Raw genomic sequence first — 26,927 nt, 5'->3', positions numbered from 1 at the left:
CGAGGTTGCAGCTTGTGAAGCGCGGTGATTGGCCGCATATGGGGCGCGGCATGGCACAGGGTCCGCAATACAGCGTCGAGGAAGGGGAGGACGGCCGCAAGGTTTTGCGCCTGTCGGGCCCCTATCTCGTCTCCAGCATCGGAGAGATCGACCAGGACCTCAGGGTCATGGACCAGTCGCTCGACCGGATCGACCTGTCCGATGTCAGCGAGATCGACACGGTCGGCGCGTGGCTCGCCTGCTACGTCGCGCGGCAAACCAATGCCGAGATCGTCGGCACCAGCGAACGCGCGGACCGGCTGATGAAGGCCGTGGGCAACAGCATCAACGAGGCCGATGTCGAGGCCGACCGCGCCAGATTGCTGGAACGCGTCCCGGCGGTGGTCGGCGACAAGATATTCGAGATGGGAAGCGGCATTCGCACCATCGTCGGCTTCCTCGGCCAGATCCTGATGGCCGTCGCGGCGATGGTCCGCCACCCGGGCCGCTTCCGTATGAAGGCCATGGTAAGCCAGCTGGAAAGCGTGGGCGTCAACGCACTGCCCATCATCGGGCTGATGAGTTTCCTCATCGGCATCGTCATCGCGCAGCAGGGCGCGGCGCAGCTGGCGCAGTTCGGGGCCGAGACGCTGACCGTGAACCTGGTCGGCCGAATCACCCTGCGCGAGCTCGGCGTACTGATGACCGCGATCATGGTGGCGGGCCGGTCCGGCTCCGCCTTCGCGGCGCAGCTCGGCACGATGAAGCTGACCGAAGAAATCGACGCGATGCGCACCATCGGTATCTCGCCGATAGAAGCGCTGGTGATCCCGCGCATCGCCGCCTGTACCTTCATGATGATCCTGCTCGGTTTCTATGCCTCGGTCATGTCGATCATCGGCGGCGCGGTGATCGCTGACCTGATGCTGGGCATCCCCTTCATCACCTTCCTGCAGCGCATTCAGGAGGTCGTGCCGACCTACGACGTGTGGGTGGGCCTGATAAAGGCACCGGTCTTCGGCCTGATCGTCGCGCTGACCGGCTGCTATCAGGGCATGCAGGTGGAGGGAAATTCGGAACAGGTCGGCTTGCGCACGACGAAGGCGGTGGTCCAGGCGATCTTCGCGGTGATCGTGCTCGACGCCTTCTTCGCGGTGTTCTTCAGCAAGGTGGGCTGGGAATGAGCGACGCGGTCGAACACGATTCCACCGAACCGGCGCTCGGTCGGCACGAGCGGTTTCGCGGAAAATATCCGATCGAGATCGAGGGGGTCACCAATGCCTTCGGCGATCAGGTCGTGCACGAGAACCTGTCGCTGAAAGTGAAGCGGGGCGAGATACTGGGCGTGGTCGGCGGTTCGGGCACCGGTAAATCCGTGCTGATGCGCTCGGTTATCGGCCTGCAGACGCCCGATTCCGGCGATATACGCGTGTTCGGCCGGTCGATCACGTCGGCCGAACCGGACGAGGCGCTGGGCGTGCGCAATCGCTGGGGCGTGCTGTTCCAGGGCGGCGCGCTGTTCTCCACCCTGACCGTGGGCGAGAATGTCGAGGTTCCGCTCAAGCAGTTCTATCCCGATATCGAGCCCGACGTCATGCGCGACATCGCCCGCTACAAGGTGGTGATGAGCGGCCTGCCGGAGGATGCGGCGGCGAAATATCCCAGCGAGCTGTCGGGCGGCATGAAGAAGCGCGCGGGGCTGGCACGGGCGCTGGCGCTCGATCCGGAACTGCTGTTCCTGGACGAGCCGACCGCCGGGCTCGACCCGATCGGTGCCGCCGCGTTCGACCGCCTGACGCGCGAGCTGAAGGAAACGCTGGGGCTGACGGTCTTCCTCATCACCCACGACCTCGATACGCTGTACGAAATCTGCGACCGGGTCGCCGTGCTGGCTGACAAGCAGGTGATTGCGGTCGGGACGATCCCCGAACTGCTCGAAACCGACCACCCGTGGATCGACGAATATTTCAACGGCCCGCGCGGCCGCGCTGCGCTGTCGAGCAAGGAACGAAGCACCGCGATGGACAATTCCTCCGCGAGAGGGGCATAGGAACGTCATGGAAACGAGAGCAAATCATGTCTGGGTGGGCGCGGTCTCGCTGCTGATCCTCGCCGGTCTGGCGCTCTTCGTCGTCTGGATCGCCCGGCTGGGGCAGGGCGACCAGAAGGATTACGACATCTTCTTCAAGCAGTCGGTGGAAGGCCTCGCCAAGGGGTCGCAGGTTTCCTTCGCCGGCGTGCCGGTGGGGCAGGTGCGGGAAATCCGCCTGTGGGAAGCCGATCCCGAATTCGTGCGCGTGCGGATCGCGGTGAAGGACGAGGTCCCCGTGCTGGTCGGCACCACTGCCACCATCCAGAGCTCCTTTACCGGCGTATCCACCATCCTGCTGGACGGCGCGCGCAAGGGGCGCCCGCCGATCACCTGCGAGACCACCGCCTGTCCGGAAGACGTACCGGTAATCCCGCCCAAGGCCGGGGGCTTCGGCCAGATCCTGGCCAACGCGCCGCTGCTGCTGGAGCGGCTGGCGACGCTGACCGAGCGTCTGACCGTCTTGTTGTCGGACCGGAACCAGGCGTCGATCGCGGGCATCCTGGCCAATACCGACAAGATGACCGAGAGCCTCGCTTCCGCCACACCGCAGATCGAGGGAACGCTTGCGGAGCTGCAGGTAACCCTGCGCGAGGCCGGGGAAACGCTCGATTCGTTCCAGAAGGTGACCGATAGCACCGACCGCCTGCTCAACCAGGAAGGCGCATCGCTTGCCGCGCAGCTCAGGCAGACGCTCAATTCGGCGAGCACCGCGGCCAATTCGCTGCAGGCCACGCTGGACGAGACGACGCCCGCGGCGCGCAAGATCAACGAGGAAACCATCCCGGCCGCCACCGCCGCGATCAAGGACCTGCAGGCGACCAGCAAGGCGCTGCGCCAGGTGACCGAGCGGATCGAGAGCGAAGGCGCGGGCAGCCTGATCGGCAGCGAGAAGCTGCCCGACTACAAGCCGAAGTGAGGGTGAGAATGACTGCCACGACCAAGTTTGCTCGCCTGCTGCCGACCGTCGGCCTCGCACTGGCGTTGTCCGCCTGCATCAGTTTCGGCAGCAAACCGCCGCCCTCCCTGCTGACGCTGACGCCCGAACGCACGCCGGTGGCGGGTACGGGGGCCAGCGGAACTGCCGGGGGCGCGATCGCGGTGTCCGGTTTCGATGCGCCCAAGAGCATCGCCGTCACGCGGGTGCCGGTACAGATCGACGCCAGCAACATCGCCTATCTGGAGGACGCGCAGTGGGTCGATCGGCCCGCGCGCCTGTTCCAGACACTGCTCGCGGAAACGCTACGCAACCGCTCCAGCCGGATCGTGACCGACGGCAGCGATCCCGATTTCGCTGCGGACACGCGGGTGCGCGGATCGTTGGTCTCGTTCGGCTACGATGCCCAGTCTTCTTCTGTGGTCGTACGGGTCGATGCCGTGCTGGAGGGCAAGGGGCGCGAGATCACCACCCGCCGGTTCGAGCAGACGGTGCCGGGCATTCCCGCCGAGGTGGGCCCGGTCGGCACTGCGCTGAACGAGGCGGCGAACGACGTTGCCCAGCAGATCGCCGACTGGGTCGGCTGAACGACGCAGCGTGGTCGGGCGGCGTCGCCGCCTATTACGCCGTCGCCCCCGCGGCCCAGCGGATCGCGTTGGCGAGGAAGCGGCGATAATTGGAATCGTCGTAGGCTTCCGGGGTATGGCCAAGCGCGCTGTAGACCACGCGGCCCGGGGTACGCGGATTGGTCCAGATGACCGGATGCGCGCCCATCGCCAGCGCCTCGCCCGGGCGATAGCTGTCCTCGTCGATGCTGGCGACGACCTGCATCCCGTTGTCGGCGGGATTGGCGTCGAAGGAATACCATTCGTCCGCCAGCGTCCATGGGAAGGTCAGCCCGGCCAGCAGCGGGTCGTCCGGTCGGTCCGGCACGATGCGGGCGGGCTCGATGTGGTCGTCGCCACCGGGATGGCCAATGAATGTCGTGCCGATGATGGAGTGGACGTACCACGGTCCGGTATGGCTGTCGTCGCCCGCGGCATGGAGTGCCACGATGCCGCCGCCGCGTGCGAGAAAGCGTGAAAACGCGCCCTCCTGCTCCCGCGTCAGGAAATCGCCGCTCGCGCTGTTGAGCACCACTACCGAAAAATGGCCGAGCTGCTCATCGTTGAAGATCGCCCCGTTTTCGGTGGCGTAGCTCTGCCGCCCAAGCTCCGCTGCGATATCGGCCAGCACTGCGTTCGAGTGCGGAATATGCTCGATATGCCGCCATCCATTCGTCTTGGAAACGATCAGCACCGCATCGTGACGCCCCTCCGGCAGTTCGGGAGCGACCTCGTCGTAGGTCGGCTGCGGCAAATGCGGGTCGGGCGCGGCTGGTGCCCCCAGAAGAAGCAAAAGCACGGCGATGGTCTGCAACACGGTCATCCTCCCCGGATCGGCCTCAGCCGGTTGTGGCGCCGAGGTACCTAGCCATCATCGCGCGATCGGACGGCGAGGGCAAACCGCGCCGCCATCGCGAAGCGGGCCGCGCGGTCGGCGCGGCGTGCTGCGGCCTCCGCGTCTTCGCCCCACAGCTCGATCTGCCAGTCCTCTTCCAGATTGGCGGCGTTCCACAGCGCCTCGATGTCGGCGTCCGGTTCCAGCGCGGCCAGCGCGATGGTGAGCGAGGCGGCGAGCGACGCCATTTGCAGCAGCGCCGCCTGGGTCAACGGATCGACGTTCTGCAGGCGAGCCCGCAGTGTCTCGATGGTCTCGCCCGGCTGCGGGCGATGCATAACGCCGCTAGCACGCGCCAAGCGAACGCCTTCGCGGGCTTCGAGGGCGGTCAGCAGCGGCTCCCACAGCTCCTGCTGACGACGGAAAAGCGGCTCGTCGGGATCGGCGCGGTAACACAGCGTATCGGTCTCCGCGAAGGCCAGCAGCTTGCCGACCGCGTCCTCCGCGCCCGTCGCGATCCGGTCGATGGCAAAATCGGCCATGTCGCGGTTGGGGAAGGCGGCGGCATCGACATCCTCGCCCTGGGCCCGCCATTCGCACGCGAGCGCTTCGGCCAGCGCCCGCGAGGGCACGATCTGCTCGCCCTTGCCTTGGGTCTTCAGCGGTCGCCCGTCGAGCGCGACCTGATAGCCGCCCGCGACCTCTTCGACCGTCACATCCTTCCAGAAGCGCTTCACCGGTCGCTCCCGCGCCAATGACGGGCGAGCAGCAGAGGCCCGAAGAAGAAACCGACGGTTCCCGCGATGAACAACACGCCGCCCAGTGTGGCATCGCCTTCCACCGCGTGCGCAGTGATTGCGGCACCATAGACCGCGGCGACCACGCAGATCAGCCGCACCAGCTGGAGCAGCCAGTAGCGATTGGCGATGCGGGTTTCGTCAGCCATCGATCATCGTCCTCAGCTCGGCTGCGGTGTTCGCCACGCCCACCGCTCCGGCGGAGAGGAGCGTGTCCGGGGGATGATAGCCCCAGCCGACCCCGATCGATCGCACGCCCGCCGCAGCCGCCATTTCGATATCGTAGATCGTATCGCCGATCATCACGCTGTTCGCGGGCTCGGCCAGGCATTCGTCAAGGGCCGCGAGCAGCATCTCCGGCGCGGGCTTGGACGGATGAAAATCGGCCGCCTGCAGGCTGTCGAACAGGTCGGTGAGCCCGTGCGTCGCCACGCAGGCGCGCAGGCCCCGGTCGGACTTGCCGGTCGCAACCGCAAGCGCCCAGCCATCGGCCTTCAGCTCGCGGAGAAGATCGGCGATGCCGGGATAGAGCGGTTCCGAGACTTGCCCGGCTTCGCGGGCCGAGCGGAACGCGGTCTTGTAGGCCTCCACCGCGTGCGCCCGCTGCTCGGCGGGCGCGTCGGGAACGAGGTGGCGCAGGGCCATCGGCAGGCTCAGCCCCACGATCTGGCGAATATCGTGCCGGTCGGGGGTGGGCAGACCCGCTTCGGCGAAGGCGGTCTCCATCGCCTCGCACACCGCGCCCTGGCCATCGACCAGCGTGCCGTCGCAATCGAACACGGCGAGGCGTACGCTCACGCGACGAGCGCCCGCATCAATTGCGCGAGCGCGGGCGAGCCATGGGCTGCGAGTTGCGCGGCGATGGTGTCGCGCTCTTCCGGCGACTTCTTCTGCGACAGCTTCACCGTGGGCCGCCATGCCTGCGCCTCCAGCTCGAAGCCGACGATGCCACGCCGCAGCCCGTCCCAGCGATCGGCCGGGGTCTCCTCCGCCCGCCAGGGCTCGCCCTCGATCCGGTTCTCGTGCCGCTCGATCAGCGTGTGGAGCAGCGCCTCGACCCCGTCTTCGTCCATGCGCCGCACGCGGCCTTCCAGCTCTAGCGCGAGATAGTCCCAGGTCGGCACCTGCGCGCGGTCGGCATACCAGCGCGGGCTGACATAGCTGTCCGGCCCGTTCACGACGATCAGCGCGGTCGCGCCGTCGAGATGGCGGGTCAGCGCATTGCCGCGCGCGAGGTGAAACTGCACTGCGCCGTCACCGGTCGACAGCAGCGGGGTATGCGCCACGCGCGGGCCATCGGGCGTGGTCAGGAACACCATGCCGAAGCCGACCTGGTCGATCAGGCTTTCGAACAGCGCGCGATCCTCGCTGCGAAAGAGCGGGTTGGGGTGCATCAGCCGCGCCCCTTAGGCGATCCTTTTGCGGGTGATCCCTTCGTCGGGCCTTTGCGCTTCGCCCCGGACGGCGACTTCTTCCCCAGCTTGCCGGTGGGGGCGGTCGCACCGCGATTGCGCCGCTCGCCACGCTTCGATTTGCGGACCTGCTTGAAATGGGCGCGCGCGGCCTGCTTCTTTTCGGCCTTGGTCCGTTCGGGGGCTTCGTCGCGCAGCGGCTCCGCCGCGCTCAGCGACAGGTCGAAGCCCATCTGCTCCATGCTCGCAGCGAAATGTTCGGGCAGATCGGCGGTTACGTCCAGCTGGCCGCCACCGTCGAGCTTGGGCTGGCTGATGACGAGACGCCGCGCATGGAGGTGCATCTTGCGGCTGATGGAGCCGGTCAGGAACGCGTCCTGTCCGCCATACTTGCCGTCGCCCACGATGGGGTGGCCGATCGCCGCCATGTGCACGCGCAGCTGGTGGGTGCGCCCTGTCATCGGCTCCAGCTCGACCCACGCCGCGCGGTTGCCTGCGCGCTCCACCACGCGGTAACGGGTGACGGCCCGCTGGCCCCCTTCCTCGTCGACATGCATTTTCTCGCCGCCGGTGCCCGGCTGCTTGGCCAGCGCGGCGTCGATGGTGCCCTCGTGCACATCGGGTACGCCCACGACCAACGCCCAGTAGATCTTCTTCGCGCTGCGGCCCGAAAAGCGCTTGGAATAGCTCGCCGCGCTGCCCGGCGTGCGTGCGATCAGCAGCACGCCGCTGGTATCCTTGTCGAGCCGGTGGACCAGCCGGGGGCGGGGCTCGTCGTCGGTATGATAGGCGTCGAGCAGACCGTCGACGTGGCGGTGCGTCTTGGTGCCGCCCTGCGTTGCGAGACCCGGCGGCTTGTTGAGGACGATCGCGCTGTTGGTGCGCGCGATCACCATGCTCTCGGCCAGTTCGATTTCCTCGGGCGTCAGTTCACGGCGGGTCGCAGTCTTCCGGCGCGTATCCTCACCGCCGGGTGGAATGCGCAGCACCTGCCCGGCGCTCAGCCGATCGTCCACCTTGGCACGGCCGCCGTCGACGCGCAGCTGACCGGTGCGCGCCCAGCGGCTGACCGTACCGAAGCCTACCTGCGGCAGGTTGCGCTTGAACCACCGGTCGAGCCGGATACCGTCGTCGTCGGGCGCGACCGCGAACTGGCGGACTTCATCAGACATTGCGATCATCCTGAGCTTGTCGAAGGGTCATGCCGTCAGCCGCATGGCGATAAGGCCGATATAGAGCCCGACGAGACCCGCCAGCAACGAAACCCCGGCATAGGTGAGGGCAAGCGAGGGCTGGCCGCGCTCTATCAGCAGCATCAGTTCCAGGCTGAAGCTGGAAAAGGTGGTGAACCCGCCGAGCAGCCCTACTCCCACGAAAATGCGCCAGGTCTCGCCCTGCGCCGCACCGTGACGGGCGAGGAATCCGGCGAGCAGCCCCATGGCGAGGCTGCCGATGACGTTGGCCGCCAGCGTCGCCCATGGGAAGGCCGTTATAGTCTGCGGCCCCAGCCACCCGGTCATCGCCCGGCCGAGCTGATAGCGCAGCACCGCGCCGGTGCCGCCGCCGGCGAAGACCAGCGCGGTGGCGGTAAGGGGAGGGGTCGTAGCCATATATGGGCTCCATAGACTTGCCCGCCGCTGTGGCAAGCCTGCCACGGCGCGGCAGGAGTGGTACGGGACCTTGCTTCGAGACGCGCGAAGTCCTATAGGGACCGCGATGGCGCCCGTCCGGAACGGTTACGGGCGCATTTTCGTTGCATTTACAGACGGTGACCCGCCGCCTCCCGAATCGATCGGGCGAATCACGCGGGCTCTGACCGATCGAATTGAAAGGTAGTGAACTCTATGCAGATCGTCGTTCGCGATAACAATGTCGACCAGGCTCTCCGCGCGCTCAAGAAGAAGCTGCAGCGTGAGGGGGTGTATCGCGAGATGAAGCTGCGCCGCCACTACGAGAAGCCGAGCGAGAAGCGCGCCCGTGAAAAGGCCGCCGCCGTTCGCCGCGCCCGCAAGATGGAGCGTAAGCGGATGGAGCGCGACGGCGCGGTATAAACCGCCTGCGTTCATACGCCCGGCTTGAAGATCGGGCCGAGACACGCCAAAGGGCGCGGGTGGGCATATCGCCTCCCGCGCCCTTCGCTTGTCCGGCGCGCGGTTTCAGATCGCAGGACCTCTATCGATGACCGAGATTACCCGTGTACCGCTCCGGCCGATCGCCAAGGGCTCGCTGGCCAAGCTGTGGATCGGCGTGATCCTCGCGCTGCTGGTCGCCGCGGGCGTCGCCTGGGCCGCGGTTCCGGGCGGGGTCAAGGTGACCGAGCTCGAGGCCGGCAACGGCACCAGCCCACAGATCGGCGATGTCGTGTTCATCGATTATGTCGGCAAGCTGCCCGACGGGAAAACCTTCGACCAGTCGCAGCCTTCGCCCTTCCCCCCGGGCATCCTGCCGCCGGGCACGCCGATGCTACTGGAGGATGGGCAGATGATCCCCGGCTTCGTGGAAGGGCTGCAACGCACCGAGAAGGGCGGCAAGTACCGGATCGAGATTCCTTCCGACCTCGCCTATGGCGACAGCCCGCCGCCCGGTGCCCCGATCCCGCCGAACAGCGATCTTGTCTTCGACGTTACCGTGAACGACTTCATGAGCCGTGAGGATGCGGAGCGTCGTGTCCAGATGCTGCAGCAGATGATGATGCAGCAGCAGGGTGGCGCGCCGGGGGCAACGCAGGCGCCCGATTCGGCACCGGCTGGCAATTAAGGATAGTGCAGACCAAGTTCCCGCCTCGGGAATTTGGAGCCTTTCCTTCGGGTTGCCGGTCGCTGTCTCAACGCGGGACGGGTGTATTCGCGGCGATTGTCAGCGACCAGGGGCCGAATTAATCCTTTCTTCATGACCGCACATCGCAGGGGCGATGATCCGGGTGAAGGAGGGCCGACGGCCATGAAACGTCTGAGTGTTATTTCCGCCGCCGTTATCGGCGCATCGATGATGGCCATGCCCGCCAGCGCGGCGCCGACCATCAATTTCGGTACGAAGCATTCCAGCTCCACGAGTGGCGCTCCGGGCAACACCCGTACCTTTACGGGCACGGATAACGGCCAGACGATCAACGTCACCGCTTCCGCCTGGTCGGTGTTCATGAACGTCGTCACCAGCGCCTATCTCGGCGATTACGCGAACGGTCTGGGCGTGACGAACTTCCTCGAAGGTCGCGGCGCCAACAACACGCACACGATCGACAATTCGTTCGGCAGCGACTTCATCCTGCTGACCTTCGACCAGCCGGTCTCGCTGCCCTACGCCTATCTGTCCGCCTATGGCGATACCGACGTGACCTTCGCGTCGCTATCCTCCGGCGATACGAAGGGCTGGAACGGTTCCTCGGTGTCCAAGATCAATTCGCTGATCACCTCCAGCGACAACAGCTATGGCGGCACCGGCAGCCGCTGGGCGGCGAACGAATCGGGCGGGACGTCCGCCAACTGGATCGTCGGCGCGCTGACCCCCCGCAATCAGGTGACCGACAGCTTCAAGCTGGGCGCGGTCGTGGCGCAGGGTGTCCCGGGCGTGCCCGAACCGGCGACCTGGATGATGCTGATCCTGGGCTTCGGCGCGATCGGTTTCGGCATGCGTCGCCAGCGCAGCCGGACGCCGCGCGTTTCGCGCACCGTTCGTTACGCCTGATTTCGGACAATCGGTCCGAATTCCTTCGCAAGAAGAGCGCGCGTGCTTGATGCGCACGGACGGGGGCGCTAACCGGCGTCCCCATGTCCGTAGACAAGCAGACCGTGGCCAAGATCGCTTCGCTGGCGCGCATCCGCATGGATGACGCGGCGCTGGAGCGCATGGTGCCCGAACTCAACAACATCCTCGGCTGGGTCGAACAGCTGGGCGAGGTGGATGTGGCCGGTGTCGAACCGATGACGGCCGTCATCCCGCGTGCACAGCGGCTGCGCGACGACGTGGTCGATGCCGACCCGCTGACCGGTGGCGGCGTGCGTGACCAGGTGCTGGCCAACGCGCCCGTAGCCGAACACGGCTTCTTCGGTGTGCCGAAGGTCATCGAGTGACGATCCCATCCGTCATTCCCGCAGCGGCGGGAATCCAGCGTGGCGCATGCCGCGCTCCGTTTCATGGGACCCCCACCTTTGCGGGGGTGACGAGGTAAGCATGACCGACCTGACAGAACTGGGCGTGAAGGCGATCCGCGACGGCGTCGCGGCGGGCGATTTCACCGCGCGCGAGGTGGCCGAAGCCTTCAACGCGAATGTCGCGGCGGCGCAGGACGCGCTCAACGCCTTCATCGTCGCCACGCCGGAGCAGGCGCTGGAGGCTGCGGACGCGGTCGATGCCGCGCGCGCCGAAGCAAAGCCGCTGGGCAAGATGGCGGGCGTGCCGATCGGGATGAAGGACCTGTTCGCGACCAAGGGCGTGCAGACCACCGCGGCCAGCCACATCCTCGAAGGGTTCGTGCCCCAATACGAAAGCACCGTGTCGCAGAACCTGTGGGACGCGGGCGCGGGCATGCTGGGCAAGCTCAATCTCGACCAGTTCGCGATGGGTAGCTCGAACGAAACGAGCTATTTCGGCAACGTCAATTCGCCCTGGCGGAAGGCGGGCAGCAATGCCGCGCTTGCCCCCGGAGGAAGTTCGGGCGGGTCGTCCGCCGCGGTTGCCGCACGGCTCGCGCCTGCCGCGACCGGCACCGACACCGGCGGCTCGATCCGCCAGCCCGCCGCTTTCACTGGCATCACCGGGATCAAGCCGACCTATGGCCGCTGTTCGCGCTGGGGCGTGGTCGCCTTCGCCAGCAGCCTCGATCAGGCCGGGCCGATGGCGCGGGACGTCACCGATTGCGCCATCATGCTGGAAGCGATGGCGGGTTACGATCCGAAGGATTCGACCAGCCTCGACATGCCCGTACCCGAATGGGAAGCGGGGCTGAACGCCGATCTGAAGGGCAAGCGCGTCGGCATTCCGCGCGAATACCGCATGGACGGCACCGACCAGGCGATCCTCGACAGCTGGGAACGGGGCAAGGAATGGCTGCGCGATGCGGGTGCGGAGATCGTCGACGTCTCGCTACCGCATACGAAATACGCGCTGCCCGCCTATTACATCATCGCGCCTGCCGAAGCCTCGAGCAATCTCGCGCGCTATGACGGCGTGCGCTATGGCCTGCGCGACCTGCCCGAGGGGGCGGGCTTGCAGGACATGTACGCCGCGACCCGCGCCGACGGCTTCGGCGACGAGGTGAAGCGGCGCATCCTGATCGGCACCTATGTGCTGAGCGCGGGGTTCTACGATGCCTACTACACGCAGGCGCAGAAAGTCCGCGCGCTGGTGGCCCGCGATTTCGAGCGTGCCTGGGCAGATTGCGACGTGATCCTCGCCCCGACCACGCCCACTGCCAGCTTCCCGCTGGGTGAAAACAGCGACGATCCGCTGGCGATGTATTTGAACGACGTGTTTGCCGTACCCGCCAGCCTTGCCGGGCTGCCCGCGATGAGCGTGCCCGCGATGCTGAACGATGACGGCCTGCCGCTGGGCCTCCAGATCGTCGGCAAGCCCTTCGACGAGCAGGGGGTGCTGAACGCTGGCCTTGCCATCGAACAACGCGCTGGCTTCACCGCGAAACCGGAACGCTGGTGGTAGCCATCCGCGCGGCCCCGGCCGGGGGCACGCCGGAAAGGTTCGTCGCGCTCGATTCGCTGCGCGGGATCGCGGCCCTGTTCATCGTCTTCTACCACATGGGCGATTTCGGCTGGGTGTCGGGGTGGACGCCGTTCCGCTCGGGCTGGATGCTGGTCGATTTTTTCTTCGTACTGTCGGGCTTTGTCATCGCGATGAGCTATGGCGCGCGGCTTGCGCATGGCTATCCGCGCGGCAGCTTCCTTCTGATCCGCTTCGGCCGGGTCTTTCCACTGCATCTTGCGGTGGTTGCGGGTTTCACTCTGCTCGAATTCATCGTGTTCCGCCCGATCCTGCATCAGGCGCACCCTCCCATGGAGTGGGTCAGGGGCGCTTTCCTGCTGGATGCCTTCGCGGTCGGGGCCGGCAATTTCTACGCTCCGGTCAGCTGGGCCGTGGGGGTGGAGATGGTGCTGTATGCGCTCGCCGCGTTGCTGTTCGGGCGCGGCGCGGTCGCAATTGCCGTCGCCGCCATGCTCGCCGTTGCCGCCGCATGGGGGCTGTGGAACCATATCTCGGTGGTGGGCTTCGGCTCGCTGCTCCAGCGCGGGCTGTTCGATTTCGCCATCGGCCTGCTGACCTGGCGCATCCACCAGCAATTTGCGCGGAGGGAGATAAGTGCGACCCTGCTGACGGTTCTGGAAATCGGGTTGATCGCGCTCCTGATCTGGCTGCTGTGGATCCCTGGCAAGGATGGACGCTGGGTCCTGCTCGCCGCGCCGCTCTTCGCCGCCATGGTGCTCGTCTTCGCGCGCGATCGCGGGCATGTCGCGCGCCTTCTCCACGCCGCGCCCTTCGTCTGGCTGGGGAAGCTCAGCTTCGCGCTGTTCATGGTCCATCTGTTCTGGGTGATCCTGCCCAACCGGTTCGGGCCGTGGATATTCGATGCGCTCGGCCATGCGGACTGGATTGCGCCCGGACTGAACAAATACGGCCTGCTCAGCATGGCCCCGCCGCCTGCGCTCGCCACGGCGATCAGCCTCGCGCTGCTGGCCGGTGCACTCACCACCGCGTGGCTGGCGTGGCGCACGATCGAGGAGCCTGCGCGCCACTGGACGAAGCGGCTCGCGCCGCCTGCGAAGTGATGCTTCACACCCGCGCCCGTCGCTATTAGAGGCAAGACCATGTCCAGCTATCGTATCCAGGGTGCCACCGGCGAATGGGAGGTCGTGATCGGCCTCGAGGTTCACGCGCAGGTCACCAGCAAAGCCAAGCTCTTCTCCGGTGCCTCCACCGCGTTCGGGGCGGAGCCCAATTCGCAGGTGTCGTTGGTCGACGCCGCGATGCCCGGCATGCTGCCGGTGCCGAACCGCGAATGCATCCGGCAGGCGGTGCGCACCGGCATGGCGATCGAGGCGCAGATTAATGCGTGGAGCCGGTTCGACCGCAAGAACTACTTCTACGCCGATCTGCCGCAGGGCTACCAGATCAGTCAGCTCTACCATCCGATCGTGGGCGAGGGCCAGCTGACCATCGACGCGGACGAGAAGGCGGGCATCCCGGAGGACAAGGTCATCGGGATCGAGCGCATCCACGTCGAACAGGACGCGGGCAAGCTGATGCACGATCAGCATCCGACCATGTCCTATGTCGATCTGAACCGCAGCGGCGTCGCGCTGATGGAGATCGTCAGCCGACCCGACATGCGCAGCCCCGCAGAAGCCGGGGCCTATGTCCGCAAGCTGCGCAGCATCCTGCGCTATGTCGGATCGTGCGACGGCAATATGGAGGAGGGCTCCATGCGCGCCGACGTCAATGTCAGCGTGCGCAAGCCGGGCGAGGAATTCGGCACGCGGACCGAAACGAAGAACGTCAACTCCGTGCGCTTTGTAATGCAGGTGGTCGAATACGAGGCGAACCGGCAGGTCGACGTACTGGAAAACGGCGGGACGGTGGACCAGGAAACGCGCCTGTTCGATCCCGGCACCGGCACTACGCGGACCATGCGCAGCAAGGAAGACGCGCACGATTACCGCTACTTCCCCGATCCCGACCTGCTGCCGCTGGAGCTGGACGAGGATTTCCTGGCCGAATGCCGGGCGTCGCTACCGGAGCTGCCCGATGCCAAGCGCGCGCGCTATACTGGCGAACTGGGCCTCACCGAATACAACGCGCGCGAGCTGACGGCCGAGGTCGAGACGTTCGAGCGGTTCGAGATGCTGCTGGCCGAAACGGCCACCGCGCTGGGCAAGCCGGAAGCCGCGGTCGCGACGCAGGTCGCCAACTGGTCGCTTTCCGTCGCGCCGGGCGTGGTGAAGTCGCTTGGGGACGAGGCGAACCCTGCCCACGCCAGCGCGCAGGCGCAGGCCGCGATCCTTAAGATGCAGGATGCGGGCGAAATCTCGGGCGGGCAGGCGAAGGAGATCTACGAGATCGTCCTCAGGACCGGTCGCCATCCGGAAGAAATCGCCGATGCCGAAGGGCTGAAACAGGTAAGCGACACCGGCGCGATCGAGGCGAAGATCGACGAAATCCTCGCCGCCAACGAAGACAAGGTTGCCGAATATCGCGGGGGCAAGGACAAGCTGTTCGGCTTCTTCGTCGGCCAGACGATGAAGGCGATGCAGGGCAAGGCGAACCCCGGCGTGGTCAACCAGTTGCTGAAAGCAAAGCTGGACGGCTGACGCGATTGGCAGACTTGCGTCGGTAGCCTAGAAAGGTGCGCCTTTAGCGAAGGGAAATTGTCTTGCTGGGTTTAGCATTCTCGCTTGCCATGTCGGCGGCTGCAACCTGGGCCGCTTGCCCTGAGGACATCCCTGCCGGAGACTTCCTGTTCGATGTCTGCGAGGCGCCCTCCGATCTTTCTGCGGCCTATTCCGCGACGATGCGGGCGAGTTTGAAGCCCGCACCAGCCGCGCAGCAGGTCACGATATTTCGCGACGACGGGAAATGGCGGATGCGCGTCGTCGGCTACCGCTGGACCCTGGGTGCGGAGACGGTGAGCCGGCAGAACGAGTTCGAGATTTCCGATCGTGATGCGGAGGTGATTATCGACCGCATGAGTTCGGATGCGATCGAGGAACTTGCGCAACGCCCCTATTTCGGGCGCGAGGGCGTGATCTGCACCGATGGTTCAAGCTACGAACTCGCAATCGCGAGTAGAGATCGTCGGCTCGCAGCAAAGCAGCACAGTTGTGCGGGCAAGACCGAACTTAACAAGACCGCAGCTGTCTTTCGTCGCATTGCGCTGAAATATGATCCGGCCTTCGATGGCATGCTCGACGGTTTGAGGGGGTAGGGGGAAGTCGACGGATCAGCCCGGCGCAACCCGTTCCTCCACCATTCCCCGCACGTCCACCCGTGCCTCAAGCCGGGCGCCGAGCAGCGCGGTGCCGCTGATCTTGCGCTGGACGAACAGCGTCTCGATCGGCGGGATGTGCCAAATGGCGCGATCGGCGGCTATCTGCATGCCGAGGTCTCGGACGGTGCCGACGAAGGCGCGGTCGCCGAAATCGAACGGCCCCTTGCGGCTCATTTCGGTGACGATGATATCGATGATGCGGTCGAGCGGCTCGCGGTGGTGTTCCAGCACGCCCGGGCCGACGAAGCCTGCCTCCACCGCCGCCGCGCGGACCGCGTCGCGATCCTCGGCCAGCCCCGCCGCGAGCAGGCGGCGATAGACGGCGGCGACCTCCGGCTCCACATCGCGGGTCGCGCCGAAATCGAGCAGCACCAGTCGACCGGTCTCGGGCTGGTAGCGAAAATTGGCGAAGTTCGGATCGGTCTGCATCACGCCAAATTCGAACAGTTCGCGCAGCACCAGCGCGATGATGCTGGCCGTCACCCGGTCGCGCTCCTCCTGTGGAGCGTCGACCAGCGCCTCGATCGGGCGGCCGGGCAGGTAATCCATCGCCAGCACGTTGGCAGTCGAGAAATCCGGCGCGATGGCGGGGACCACATAGTCCTGCTCACCCGATAGAAGAGCGCGGTAGCGCATCATCTGCGCGCCCTCTCGCTCGTAATCGGCCTCGTCGTGCAATTGTCGCTTGGCCTCCAACAGCAACGGCGCGAGGTCGAGTTCCTTGGGCAAGAGGCCGGAGACACGCAGCAGGTTCGCTACATTGTCGACATCCGCATCGATGCTCTGGCGGACGCCGGGATATTGCACTTTGATCGCCAGTTCGCGCCCGTCCTGCGTCGTCGCGCGGTGAACCTGGCCGATCGAGGCGGCGGCGAGCGGGGTCGCGTCGAAGGCGGAAAAGCGCGCGCGCCACCCTTCGCCCCATTCGCGGTTCAGCACGTCGCGCAACTGGCGTGGCGGCATACGGTTGGCCTGATCGCGCACGCGGGCCAAAATCTCGGCCAGCTCGGGCGGCAGCATGTCGCCCGCGTCCATGCTGATCATCTGGCCCATCTTCATCGCCGCGCCGCGCAGATGCGACAGCCGGTCGGCCATGCGCGCAGCATTGCCATGGGTGAGGATCATGTCGCGCATGCGAGGGCGTTCGCCCCGTGCCAGCCGCCGCGCACCTTCCGCAGCCATCCCGCCGGCGAGCCCGCCTGCCAGCCGCCCGAACACGCCGAGCCGGCTGGCGCGCCCGCTTGGTACTGCGCGCCCCCGCTCCCGCTTCCGGTCCTCGTCACTCACTGCGCGCGCCTCATGCGATCCAAACGAAAGGGGCGCCGGAATCGCTCCCGACGCCCCTTCGTAAATTCATCGGACCGTAGATCAGTCCTTGCGTTCGCCCGTCAGCGGCATGTCGCCGAAGGCGCCGGCATTGACCTTGCCGGTCATCTGATCGCCGTTCACGTCGGCAGTGCAGTCGAGCGTCATCGGCATGGGGACGGTCATGTCCATCTTCCACCGCAGCGTGTCGCCGTCGATGGTGCCGTCCTTCACGTCCATGGAGCCCATGCCGCCGGCCATGCTGCCGGTGAAGGTCTTGCCATCGTCGCCGGGCACGACGGTGAAAGTGCCCTTCTGGTCGCCCATCGGACTCTTGACGACGGTTTCATAGGTACCTGCAACGGACATTCGATAAACTCCTCTCTGGGACAAATTGAGATAAGCGTCGGCGGGGCGCGCCGCTACTTACATGGATGTCAACGGATGGCGGGGGCTTCGCGTTCCTCGATCGGCAGGCCGATCTTTTCGAGCTGCGGGCGCACCTTCTCGGCATCGCCAACCACCACGAAGACGAGGTCGTTGCCGAGGAAGTCGGCCGCGGCCAGTTCATCGAGCTGCGAGGCCTGCAGGCCCTGATACTTCGCCGCCAGCGTCTCGTAGTAATCGTCGGGACGATCGTATTCGACGATGTTGGCAATTCCGCCAAGCACATCGCGGCTCGTCTCGAACTGGCCCGGCAGTTCGCGTACGCTGCCGTTGACGAGCCGGGTCAACTCCTCCGCGGTCACACCTTCGCCGCCTTCGGTGTAGGCGGTCAGGTCCTTGCGCAGCTCGACGATAGAATCGCCGGTGCGATCCGCCTGGACCGGGGCATAGATCATGAAGCTGGTGCGATCGATCGGGCTGCCGATCTGGCTACGCACGCCATAGGACCACCCCTTCGTCTCGCGCAGGTTCATGTTGATCCGCGACAGGAAGCTGCCGCCGAACACCTCGTTGGCGGCGCGCAGCGCGACGAGGTCGTCGGTCCCCTTGGCATTCAGGATGCGACCGGCGACGATCACCGATTGCGGCGATTGCGGGCGATCGATCAGGATGATGCGCGATGTCTGTGGCGGTACGGGCACGTCGAAATTCTTCGTCGGGGCAGGCCCCGCCGGGGCCTTCCAGTCGCCGAAGCTCTTCTCCAGCGCGGCCTTCACCGCGGCGAGCGAGGTATCGCCGACCACGAACACCTTGGCCGCATCGGGGCGCAGCCATTTGTCATGGAACGCCGCGAGGTCTTCCCGGGTCAGGTTCTGCACCACCTCCAGGTCGCCGGTGCCGCTGGGCGCGACGCCGTAGGGGTGGTCGGTCCCGTAGAGCAGCGGCTGCAGGGCGCGGGCCGCGATCTGCCCGGGGTTGTTCAGCTCGTTCTTGATCCGCGTTTCCTGCTGCGTGCGCACGCGCTCCAGATCGGCCGGGCGGAAGGCGGGGTAGCGGATATAATCCGCCAGCAGTGCCACCGACGGGTCGAGGTTGGGCGTCAGCGCGTCGAGCCCGAAATCGGTCGTGTCGAGATCGGCCGTGCCGTAGAGATTGACGCCCAGCCGCTCCTTCTCCGTGGCAAGCTCGCTGGCGGTCAGATCCTCGGTCCCCTCGTCCATCGCCTCCAGCATCAGCGACTGGATGCCGAGCTCGTCCTTCGGATCGGCGGCATAGCCGGCATCGAAGGAAACACGCATGGTGACCACGGGCACCGCATCGCGATGCGCGAAATAGACCTGCATGCCATTGGAAAGCGTCGTGCGCTCGATCTTCGGGAAGTCGAGCGGGGCGAGAGTACCAACAGGGGGTAACTGGCTGCGATCGGCCTCCGCCGTCGTGGCAGCCGCAGCGGCCATCGTACCCGGTGCCGCGTAATAGGCCGGGGCCGCGCCGCCGGTGCCGTCCATCGTGAAGGCCCAGGCCCCGGTGCCGCCGTTGAACGACCAGCCGCCGCGGTTCTCGCCGCCCTCGGTCCGGTCGCCCGGTTCGATGACGAGCGAGAAGGCGGGCCGCGACATCCACTTGGCGGTTACTTCGCGCACGCGCTCGGGCGTCATCGCCGCAGCGCGTTCCAGCGTGTCCTTGTAGGCGGCAGGATCGCCTTGATAGAGCAGCCCCTCGGCCAAGGTCGGTGCCTTGCCGGAGAACCCGCCGACCTGCTCCAGTCCGCGGATCTGGCCGGCGGCGTAAGTGGTGGTGGCGCGCTGCAACTCGTCTGCCGTCGGGCCTTCTTTCACGAACTTGGCGATTTCGGCGTCCAGCGCGGCGCCGAGCTGTTCCTCGGTCACGCCGGGCTTGGCATCGGCGTAGATCACCAGCTGGCCCGCCTGGGCGAAGATCTGGGGGCTGGCGGAAACGCTCACCGCCAGTTCCTGGCCGCGCACCAGCGCATCGTCGAGACGCGAACTGGCAAGGCCGCCGAGCACGCTTGCGCCCATCGACAGCGGCAGGAATTCGGGATCGTTCAGGCCCGGAACCGCCCACATGCGATAGATGCGCGGGGTCGCGATGCGATCCTTGATCGTTTTCGACTTGGGTGCATCCAGTGTGGGGACGGGTGCGTCCACCGGCGCTACCGCCGGGCCGGAAGGAATCGCGCCGAACCAGTGCGTCACCTTCTCCTTCGCGGTGGCGAGGTCGATGTCGCCGGCCAGCACCAGCACGGCGTTGTTCGGTGCGTAATGGTCGCGGAACCAGCTCTTCACATCGTCCAGCGTCGCACCGGACAGGTCCTCCATCGAACCGATGGTGGAGTGGTGGTAGGGGTGCCCGACCGGATAGAGATTTTCCAGCTGCTCGTATTCGACGAGGCCGTAGGGCTGGTTGTCGCCCTGCCGCTTCTCGTTCTGGACCACGCCGATCTGGTTATCGAGCTTCTCCTGCGTGATCGCGCCGAGGAGATAGCCCATCCGGTCGCTTTCGAGGAACAGCGCGCGGTCCAGCGCGCCGGTCGGCACCGTCTCGAAATAATTGGTCCGGTCGAACCATGTGGTTCCGTTGAAGTCGGTCGCCCCGACCTGCTGCAGCGGTTCGAAGAAATCGCCCGGCGAATGTTCGGAGCCGTTGAACATCAGGTGCTCGAACAGGTGGGCGAAACCGGTCTTGCCCTTCGGCTCGTTCTTCGATCCGACCTTGTACCACACGGATACGCCCACGATCGGTGCCTTGCGATCCTCATGCACCAGCACGGTCAGGCCGTTCGCGAGCTTGAAGCTGTCGTAGGGGATCGACACTTCGTCGACGAGTTCGGACACGGGGCGGGATCGCCGATGGTATCTTCGGCACTGGCGAGCGACGTGCCTGCGTCCGCGCGCTCCATCTGGCTGTCGCTCATGGTGGCGCACCCGGCCAGCGAAATCGCGAGCAGGCTGACGGCGGTGGTCTTCAACATCGGTGATTCTCCCCAAGGAATGCGTGCGTTATCCTACCGCGCGCTCGATACGACAAGGCGCGAATGTGCGTTCGCAATCACATCGTCGCGCCAGAAATGGACCGGCTTCAGGCGGTGCTGGATGAACAGCGTCGCCTGGTCGGAATAGTGCGGGTTGTCGGGCCGAGTGGTCGCCGCGCCGTAGGGCTCGATCGAGCGCGAACTTACTCGCTGGCCGGGCAGCCATTCGACCCACTGGATGAAGCTGTCGCCGTGCTTCACGCTCAGCTTGCCGTCCGGATCGATGTCCCACAGCGTGGATGCGCGCAGCGTGTCCGACCCGCCGTCGAGCGGCAGATCTACGGCATAGGGGCCGACCGGCTGGCGCAACCGCAGCAACTCGCTCATCGGCGGATCGAGCCGCCCGAACACGCGCATCAGGTGATCGGCCGAGCGTTTCAGCTCCTCACCCGCATCGGGCCAGGGAACGTTGTTGTAGCTCGACGCCATGAAGGGCTTGATCATCAGCAGCGCCAGAGCGTCGGCGCGCCCGACATTGTCCTCGCTCCCGTCCCATTGCAGCATCAGCGCCTGGGCCGCCTGCATCTCGCGGGTGCGCGGACGCAGCGCGGCGACGTCGGCCATCATGTGCGCGATGTAGCCGGCGGACTCGTAGGCGGTGTCGTACTTGATCCGCGCCAGGTTCTCCCGGTCGAGCAGCGGGGCGTCGCTCATCAGCTTCCACGCGCGGCGCGCCCGGTTGGTCATCTTCAATTCGACGCCCATTTCCGGCGGGACGGAGTCCGGGGAGAGGTCGCTGCCCGGACCGGCGGCGATGAAGGGCGTGTTGTTGGAATTGAACAGCCAGCCGCTGGCGGGGTCCTTGTACTGCGGCAGGCTGTCGAAGGGTACGCTGCGCTGCCAGATCAGGCGGCTGTCGTCGCCGGGGAGGATGCCGCGCCAATCGATCGGCTTGCCGTCGAGCGTGGCGGGCCGGTCGGGGATCGAGGCGTTGTAGATATAGGCGATGTTGCCGGCTTCGTCGCCATAGATGAAGTTCGTGCTGGGGATCGCCATGCGCGACAGGATGGTGCGCCACTCGTCGTAGGTCTTCGCCTTGTTGAGGCGGTAATAGGCGTCCAGCTGGCCCAGCTGCCCGATCCCGCCATAGCGGACGGCGAACGCGCCCTTGTCGTTCTTGATCACCGGCCCGTGGACCGAGCGCCAGATGTCCTTGCGAATGGGCAGGACCAGCGGGCCGAGCTTTACGGGCAGGGTGACCGTCTCGTGTTCCAGCGGCACCCATTTCCCGTCGAGGCGATAGCGGGTCCCACTGTCGTCTAGCACCAACTGGTAGACATCGACCATGTCGGGCGTGTTGACCGTGTTGGTCCAGCCCAGATGTTCGTTATGGCCGAGGAAGGGGTAGGGCGAGCCGGGGAAGGTCGCCCCGGCATAATGCCAGCCTTCGCCGCTTTCGACGACCAGTTCGTACCACGCGACGCCGCCGCGCCATGGCTGGTGCGCGTTGGAGATGAGCGTGGTTGGACCGCCCGCTTTGGCAGGCGCGACGGCAAAGGCGTTGGAGCCCGACATCGCCGCTTCCTCGCCCAGCGCGACGGGTGTGTTCACCCGGCTGGCGACGGGTTTGGCCGCTGCGGGTCGCTCGTCCATGATCGGCGGCGCGTCGCCGATTGCTGGTTGGCGCGTCGCGCCGGGAATCTTGGGCCCGTGCTCGGGCGTCAGCGGTTCGCCGGACACGAGCGGACCGATCACACTGCCGAGCCCGAAGAACAGCGGCTGGCGCAGCGCAAAACCCGCCGCGATGTCTTTCCCGTGGACCGGGAACAGGTTGGCGAGCTTGATCTCGCCCGGATGCGCCTGCGCATAATCGTTCAGACCGGCGGCATAGGCATCGAACAGCGCCCGCGTATCGGCGGGGACCTGCGGCCAGTTGCGATCGGCCACGCCGCGCGCGTCGAGCAAATGGTAGAGGAAATCGACCTGCGCCCCGTCCTCGCCCGCGATCGCGCCATAGCGACCCCGGCTCATCGCCACCACGTCCTGCAGCGTGAAGAAGTCGTCCTGCGCATGGGCGACCGCAACGCCGTAGGCGACGTCGGCATCGGTCTTGCCATAGATATGCGGCACGCCGAACTCGTCGCGCACGATTTCGGCGGTGTAGGCGCGGCTGGTTTGCGGTGCCTCTCCCTGCCGGGCGAAGAAGGGTTCCCACACCATCAGCCCGACGAGAACCACCAGGACCAGCGCGAGCACACCCAGTCCGATCCGCCCCAGAGTTTTCATGTGCAACCTCTCCTCCATCGCTGGCCTAGCCGGGCGGGCGATGCGGGTGAAGGGGAAAACCGGTCGCGCGGGCGAATCGGGAAAACTCCGGCTGCCGCCCTTCCGCCTGGGCGATCCCCTTCGCTACGCTGGGGCCATGGGTACGCGCATCACCATCGGACATGATTCGACCGCACAGGCGGTGACGTTCGACGTGGAGGAGCTCCTCGCGACCCGCCTGCTCGTCCAGGGCAATAGCGGTTCGGGCAAGTCGCATCTGCTGCGCCGCATTCTGGAAGAGAGCGCCGGGCTGGTGCAGCAGGTGGTGATCGATCCGGAAGGCGATTTCGCTTCGCTCGCCGATGTGTTCGACCATGTGGTGATCGACGCCGCGGCCTATTCCGCGGCGGAGATCGAGGCGCTGGCGGGCCGCATCCGCGAACACCGCGCCTCCGTGGTGCTGGCGCTGGAGGGGCTGGAGGTTGAGCAGCAGATCCGCTGCGCCGCGCAGTTCCTGAACGCGCTGTTCGATGCGCCTCGCGCGCACTGGTATCCCGCGCTGGTGGTGGTAGACGAGGCGCAGATGTTCGCGCCCTCGCAGGGCGGGGAGATGGCGGAGGACACGCGCCGCATGACGCTGTCCGCCATGACCAACCTGATGTGCCGGGGGCGCAAGCGCGGTCTGGCCGGGATCGTCGCGACCCAGCGGTTGGCCAAGCTGGCGAAGAATGTCGCGGCCGAAGCTTCCAACTTCCTGATGGGGCGGACCTTCCTCGACATCGACATGCAGCGCGCGGCAGACCTGCTCGGCATGGAGCGGCGGCAGGCGGAGCGGATCCGCGATCTCGAACGTGGGCATTTTCTCGCACTCGGCCCCGCGATCAGCCGCCGTCCGCAAGCGGTGAAGATCGGCCCGGTAAAGACCGGCAAGGCGCTCGCGGTCGAGGGGTTGATGCCGCTGCCCGAGGCTCCGCGCGCCGAGATGGAGAGCCTGCTGGTGAAGGACCTGGCAGAGGAAGTCGCCGCCGCGCCGCCACCCCCGCCGCCCGCTCCCCCGCCACCGCCGGTCGAGGAAATCGAGCGCGGGCTGGTCGAGCGCGAAGCCGCCGCGGCTCCTGCGCCGACCGAGGACGACGGGGAACGCGAGGCACGGGTCGATGCGATCCTGCGCGAAATCGCGAACGAGGACGGCGCGACCTATCGCCCGGCGAGCCGCCAGTATCAGGGCTTCCTCACCCGGTGCCGCCAGGCGCGCATCCCCGGCGTGCCGATGGACATGGCCGCGTTCCAGCGCCGCTTCGCGCTCGCGAGCGTCCGGATGGGCAATCTCGACGACCATGTCCGCGCCCGCGTGCTGGAGCTGGGCGAGGGCGTGGACGACGATATCCTCGCCCCCTTTCTCACCATCGCCACCGCGAACGCGCTGGGTGCCCCCGCGCCGGACGACGACGAGCTGGCGCGGGTGTACGGCACCAGCTCGCCGGGCCGCATCCGCCGCCTGCTCGACCATCTCGAACGGCTCGGCCTGATCGTGGTGCGCGAGGAATATGGCGGCGGACGCACGCTGCTGGTGCCCGGCCTGGAAGGTGTGTCGGTGCAATAAAACACCCACCGCTCTCGCACCCTTGCGGGAGACCCCTATATCACTATCGCCGAGCAAAAATCTTGGCGCCGATCTTGTGTTGCAAAACCGCAACACCATCTTGGCCCGGTAGTCGAAACAAGGGGACATTCCACCCATGAATCTCGAAAAGTTCACCGACCGCGCGAAGGGTTTCCTCCAGGCCGCGCAGACCGTTGCCATCCGCATGAACCATCAGCGGATCACGCCCGCGCATATCCTGAAGGCGATGATCGAGGACCCGGAAGGTATGGCCTCCGGGCTCATCGCTCGCGCAGGCGGCAATCCGCGTGACGTCGAAAGCGAGGTCGATACCGCGCTTGGCAAGATACCGGCGGTAAGCGGGGGCGGGGCGCAGCAGACGCCGGGCCTCGACAACGATAGCGTGCGCGTGCTCGACCAGGCAGAACAGATCGCGACCAAGGCGGGCGACAGCTACGTCCCCGTTCAGCGGCTGCTGCAGGCGCTGGCGCTGGCGACCACGACCAATGCCGGACAGGCGCTGAAGGCCGCCGGGGTCGAGGTGAAGGCGCTGGAGAACGCGATTCAGGAGGTTGCGGGCGGCCGCAATGCCGACACCGCGAGCGCCGAAGAAGCCTATGACGCGATGAAGAAATACGCCCGCGACCTGACCGAGGCGGCGCGCGCGGGCAAGCTCGATCCGGTTATCGGCCGGGACGAGGAAATCCGTCGCACCGTGCAGATCCTCGCCCGCCGAACCAAGAACAACCCCGCCCTGATCGGCGAACCCGGCACCGGCAAGACCGCCATCGCCGAAGGGCTGGCGCTGCGCATCGCCAATGGCGACGTGCCCGACAGTCTCAAGGGCCGCACGCTGATGAGCCTCGACATGGGCGCGCTGATCGCGGGCGCGAAATATCGCGGCGAGTTCGAAGAGCGGTTGAAGGCCGTGCTCGACGAGGTGAAGGGCGCGGAAGGCCAGATCATCCTGTTCATCGACGAGATGCACACGCTGATCGGCGCGGGTGCTTCTGAAGGTTCGATGGACGCCTCCAACCTGCTGAAGCCCGCCCTGTCGCGCGGCGAACTGCATTGCATCGGTGCGACGACGCTCGACGAATACCAGAAATATGTCGAGAAGGACCCTGCGCTCCAGCGGCGCTTCCAGGCGGTCTATATCGACGAACCGAGCGTCGAGGACACGATCAGCATCCTGCGCGGGATCAAGGACAAGTACGAGCTGCACCACGGCGTGCGTATCACCGACGGCGCGATCGTCGCGGCGGCGCAGCTCTCCAATCGCTATATCCAGAACCGCTTCCTCCCCGACAAGGCGATCGACCTGATGGACGAGGCTGCGTCGCGCATCCGCATGGAAGTGGAATCCAAGCCCGAGGAGATCGAGGCGCTCGACCGGCGGATCATCCAGCTCAAGATCGAGGAGCAGGCGCTGCAGAAGGAAAGCGACAGCGCCTCGAAAGATCGACTGGAGAACCTGCGCAAGGAACTGTCGGGGCTCGAGGAGCAATCGAGCGCGCTGACCGCCCGCTGGCAGGGCGAGCGCGACAAGATCAACGCCGAAAGCCGGTTGAAGGAAGAGCTCGACCAGGCGCGGATCGAGCTGGAACAGGCGCAGCGCGCAGGCGACCTCGCCAAGGCGGGCGAGCTTTCCTACGGCAGGATCCCCGAGCTGGAAAAGAAGCTCGCCGAGGCAAGCGGCCAGACCGAGAACGCCCTGCTGCGCGAGGAAGTGACCGAGGACGACATCGCCGGCGTGGTCAGCCGCTGGACCGGCGTGCCGGTCGACCGGATGCTGGAGGGCGAGCGTGAGAAGCTCCTCCAGATGGAAGCGATCCTCGGCAAACGGGTGATCGGGCAGGAACAGGCGGTGGAGGCCGTTTCCAAGGCCGTGCGCCGTGCGCGCGCCGGTCTGCAGGACCCGAACCGGCCGCTGGGCAGCTTCCTGTTCCTCGGCCCCACCGGCGTCGGCAAGACCGAGCTGACCAAGGCACTCGCCGGCTTCCTGTTCGACGACGACCAAGCGATGGTCCGCATCGACATGAGCGAGTTCATGGAGAAGCATGCGGTCGCCCGGCTGATCGGCGCGCCTCCGGGCTATGTCGGTTACGAGGAAGGCGGCGTGCTGACCGAAGCGGTGCGGCGGCGGCCCTATCAGGTCGTGCTGTTCGACGAGGTCGAGAAGGCGCATACCGATGTGTTCAACGTTCTGCTGCAGGTGCTCGACGATGGGCGCCTGACGGATGGGCAGGGCAGGGTGGTCGACTTCTCAAACACGCTGATCATCCTGACCTCGAACCTTGGCAGTCAGTTCCTCTCCAACATGACCGACGAGCAATCGGTAGAGGATGTCGAGCCCCAGGTGATGGACGTCGTGCGCGGACATTTCCGTCCCGAGTTCCTGAACCGGCTGGACGAGATCATCCTGTTCCATCGCCTGGCGCAGGAGCACATGGCCCCGATCGTCGATATCCAGGTCGCGCGGGTGCAGAAGCTGCTGGCGGATCGCAAGATCACGCTTGACCTCACCGACGCGGCGCGCCGCTGGCTGGGGCGGGTGGGCTACGACCCGGTCTACGGCGCACGGCCCCTGAAGCGCGCGGTGCAGCGCTATCTGCAGGACCCGCTCGCCGACAAACTCCTCCGCGGGGAAGTGCCCGACGGCAGCACGGTGAAGATCGACGAAGGCGACGGCGCGCTGGAGATGCGGGTGGGGTAGAAGATCACACAGC

Annotated in this window: 26 protein-coding genes; 14 read left to right on the top strand and 12 right to left on the bottom strand. The window is 66.3% G+C overall.

Annotation, left to right across the window (positions count from 1 at the left end; all coding sequences use genetic code 11):
- Window positions 1-50: 50 nt before the first annotated feature.
- Genes F7D01_RS03410 through F7D01_RS03395 form a run of 4 tightly spaced genes read left to right on the top strand, consistent with a single transcriptional unit; the run spans window position 51 to window position 3,592 of the window.
- Window positions 51-1,163: an ABC transporter permease gene (locus F7D01_RS03410; RefSeq protein WP_215228842.1), complete on the top strand. Its 1,113-nt coding sequence runs from the start codon at window positions 51-53 to the stop codon at window positions 1,161-1,163.
- Window positions 1,160-2,029 (top strand): ABC transporter ATP-binding protein, encoded by an 870-nt coding sequence (locus tag F7D01_RS03405; protein ID WP_215228841.1) that lies wholly within the window; start codon window positions 1,160-1,162, stop codon window positions 2,027-2,029. Before F7D01_RS03410 ends, F7D01_RS03405 begins: the two co-directional genes overlap by 4 nt.
- Window positions 2,030-2,036: 7 nt before the next feature.
- On the top strand, window positions 2,037-2,987 hold the full coding sequence (locus F7D01_RS03400) for an MlaD family protein (protein ID WP_215228840.1): 951 nt from the start codon (window positions 2,037-2,039) through the stop codon (window positions 2,985-2,987).
- An 8-nt stretch (window positions 2,988-2,995) separates the two neighbouring features.
- On the top strand, window positions 2,996-3,592 hold the full coding sequence (locus F7D01_RS03395) for an ABC-type transport auxiliary lipoprotein family protein (RefSeq protein WP_215228839.1): 597 nt from the start codon (window positions 2,996-2,998) through the stop codon (window positions 3,590-3,592).
- Between the two features lie 34 nt (window positions 3,593-3,626).
- Here the strand turns inward: F7D01_RS03395 and F7D01_RS03390 are convergent, their stop codons facing one another.
- The 7 genes from F7D01_RS03390 to crcB are packed head-to-tail and all read right to left on the bottom strand — an operon-like array spanning window position 3,627 to window position 8,264.
- Window positions 3,627-4,433, bottom strand: coding sequence for a ThuA domain-containing protein (locus F7D01_RS03390; protein WP_251567033.1), 807 nt, complete (start codon window positions 4,431-4,433; stop codon window positions 3,627-3,629).
- A gap of 41 nt (window positions 4,434-4,474) precedes the next feature.
- Window positions 4,475-5,182, bottom strand: coding sequence for an ATP12 family chaperone protein (locus F7D01_RS03385; protein ID WP_215228838.1), 708 nt, complete (start codon window positions 5,180-5,182; stop codon window positions 4,475-4,477).
- A complete protein-coding gene (locus tag F7D01_RS03380) occupies window positions 5,179-5,391 on the bottom strand; it encodes a hypothetical protein (protein WP_215228837.1) in 213 nt (70 codons plus the stop codon). Before F7D01_RS03380 ends, F7D01_RS03385 begins: the two co-directional genes overlap by 4 nt.
- Entirely contained in the window at window positions 5,384-6,040 is a 657-nt protein-coding gene (locus F7D01_RS03375) for an HAD-IA family hydrolase (protein WP_215228836.1), read from the bottom strand. The genes F7D01_RS03380 and F7D01_RS03375 overlap by 8 nt, the downstream gene beginning before the upstream one ends.
- A complete protein-coding gene (locus tag F7D01_RS03370) occupies window positions 6,037-6,636 on the bottom strand; it encodes an FMN-binding negative transcriptional regulator (protein ID WP_215228835.1) in 600 nt (199 codons plus the stop codon). The genes F7D01_RS03375 and F7D01_RS03370 overlap by 4 nt, the downstream gene beginning before the upstream one ends.
- Window positions 6,636-7,835: an RluA family pseudouridine synthase gene (locus tag F7D01_RS03365; RefSeq protein WP_215228834.1), complete on the bottom strand. Its 1,200-nt coding sequence runs from the start codon at window positions 7,833-7,835 to the stop codon at window positions 6,636-6,638. Before F7D01_RS03365 ends, F7D01_RS03370 begins: the two co-directional genes overlap by 1 nt.
- Before the next feature lie 18 nt (window positions 7,836-7,853).
- Window positions 7,854-8,264 carry a fluoride efflux transporter CrcB gene (gene crcB, locus F7D01_RS03360; RefSeq protein ID WP_215228833.1) on the bottom strand — a complete coding sequence of 137 codons (411 nt, stop codon included), beginning with the start codon at window positions 8,262-8,264 and terminating at the stop codon, window positions 7,854-7,856.
- A 234-nt stretch (window positions 8,265-8,498) separates the two neighbouring features.
- Between crcB and rpsU the strand changes: the two genes are divergently transcribed.
- From rpsU to F7D01_RS03320, 8 genes are all read left to right on the top strand, one after another.
- Window positions 8,499-8,705, top strand: coding sequence for a 30S ribosomal protein S21 (rpsU, locus tag F7D01_RS03355; RefSeq protein ID WP_215228832.1), 207 nt, complete (start codon window positions 8,499-8,501; stop codon window positions 8,703-8,705).
- A 127-nt stretch (window positions 8,706-8,832) separates the two neighbouring features.
- Complete coding sequence (locus F7D01_RS03350; protein WP_215228831.1) at window positions 8,833-9,411, top strand: FKBP-type peptidyl-prolyl cis-trans isomerase; 579 nt, start codon at window positions 8,833-8,835, stop codon at window positions 9,409-9,411.
- Between the two features lie 183 nt (window positions 9,412-9,594).
- Entirely contained in the window at window positions 9,595-10,338 is a 744-nt protein-coding gene (locus F7D01_RS03345; RefSeq protein ID WP_251567032.1) for a PEPxxWA-CTERM sorting domain-containing protein, read from the top strand.
- An 83-nt stretch (window positions 10,339-10,421) separates the two neighbouring features.
- Entirely contained in the window at window positions 10,422-10,724 is a 303-nt protein-coding gene (gatC, locus tag F7D01_RS03340) for an Asp-tRNA(Asn)/Glu-tRNA(Gln) amidotransferase subunit GatC (RefSeq protein WP_215228830.1), read from the top strand.
- Between the two features lie 100 nt (window positions 10,725-10,824).
- Entirely contained in the window at window positions 10,825-12,309 is a 1,485-nt protein-coding gene (gene gatA, locus F7D01_RS03335; RefSeq protein ID WP_215228829.1) for an Asp-tRNA(Asn)/Glu-tRNA(Gln) amidotransferase subunit GatA, read from the top strand.
- Entirely contained in the window at window positions 12,303-13,430 is a 1,128-nt protein-coding gene (locus F7D01_RS03330) for an acyltransferase (RefSeq protein WP_215228828.1), read from the top strand. The genes gatA and F7D01_RS03330 overlap by 7 nt, the downstream gene beginning before the upstream one ends.
- Before the next feature lie 39 nt (window positions 13,431-13,469).
- Window positions 13,470-14,969: an Asp-tRNA(Asn)/Glu-tRNA(Gln) amidotransferase subunit GatB gene (gatB, locus tag F7D01_RS03325; protein ID WP_215228827.1), complete on the top strand. Its 1,500-nt coding sequence runs from the start codon at window positions 13,470-13,472 to the stop codon at window positions 14,967-14,969.
- 62 nt (window positions 14,970-15,031) lie between these two features.
- On the top strand, window positions 15,032-15,583 hold the full coding sequence (locus F7D01_RS03320; RefSeq protein WP_215228826.1) for a hypothetical protein: 552 nt from the start codon (window positions 15,032-15,034) through the stop codon (window positions 15,581-15,583).
- Between the two features lie 15 nt (window positions 15,584-15,598).
- Here the strand turns inward: F7D01_RS03320 and F7D01_RS03315 are convergent, their stop codons facing one another.
- From F7D01_RS03315 to F7D01_RS03300, 5 genes are all read right to left on the bottom strand, one after another.
- On the bottom strand, window positions 15,599-16,933 hold the full coding sequence (locus F7D01_RS03315; protein ID WP_215228825.1) for an AarF/ABC1/UbiB kinase family protein: 1,335 nt from the start codon (window positions 16,931-16,933) through the stop codon (window positions 15,599-15,601).
- Window positions 16,934-17,014: 81 nt separating this feature from the next.
- Entirely contained in the window at window positions 17,015-17,320 is a 306-nt protein-coding gene (locus tag F7D01_RS03310; protein WP_215228824.1) for a hypothetical protein, read from the bottom strand.
- A 68-nt stretch (window positions 17,321-17,388) separates the two neighbouring features.
- Window positions 17,389-20,193 (bottom strand): pitrilysin family protein, encoded by a 2,805-nt coding sequence (locus F7D01_RS03305; protein WP_251567031.1) that lies wholly within the window; start codon window positions 20,191-20,193, stop codon window positions 17,389-17,391.
- Window positions 20,130-20,330 carry a hypothetical protein gene (locus tag F7D01_RS15130; RefSeq protein ID WP_251567030.1) on the bottom strand — a complete coding sequence of 67 codons (201 nt, stop codon included), beginning with the start codon at window positions 20,328-20,330 and terminating at the stop codon, window positions 20,130-20,132. Before F7D01_RS15130 ends, F7D01_RS03305 begins: the two co-directional genes overlap by 64 nt.
- 33 nt (window positions 20,331-20,363) lie before the next feature.
- Window positions 20,364-22,616, bottom strand: coding sequence for an acylase (locus F7D01_RS03300; RefSeq protein ID WP_215228823.1), 2,253 nt, complete (start codon window positions 22,614-22,616; stop codon window positions 20,364-20,366).
- A gap of 136 nt (window positions 22,617-22,752) precedes the next feature.
- Here F7D01_RS03300 and F7D01_RS03295 point away from each other — a divergent pair, with 136 nt between their 5' ends.
- A complete protein-coding gene (locus F7D01_RS03295) occupies window positions 22,753-24,198 on the top strand; it encodes an ATP-binding protein (protein WP_215229644.1) in 1,446 nt (481 codons plus the stop codon).
- A 136-nt stretch (window positions 24,199-24,334) separates the two neighbouring features.
- Window positions 24,335-26,914 carry an ATP-dependent chaperone ClpB gene (gene clpB / locus F7D01_RS03290; protein ID WP_215228822.1) on the top strand — a complete coding sequence of 860 codons (2,580 nt, stop codon included), beginning with the start codon at window positions 24,335-24,337 and terminating at the stop codon, window positions 26,912-26,914.
- Window positions 26,915-26,927 lie beyond the last annotated feature (13 nt).

The sequence above is a fragment of the Erythrobacter sp. 3-20A1M genome (genome assembly GCF_018636735.1).
Taxonomy (GTDB): Bacteria; Pseudomonadota; Alphaproteobacteria; order Sphingomonadales; family Sphingomonadaceae; genus Alteriqipengyuania.
Note: the sequence above shows the minus strand (reverse complement) of the source record. Positions and strands in the feature narration are given on the sequence as shown.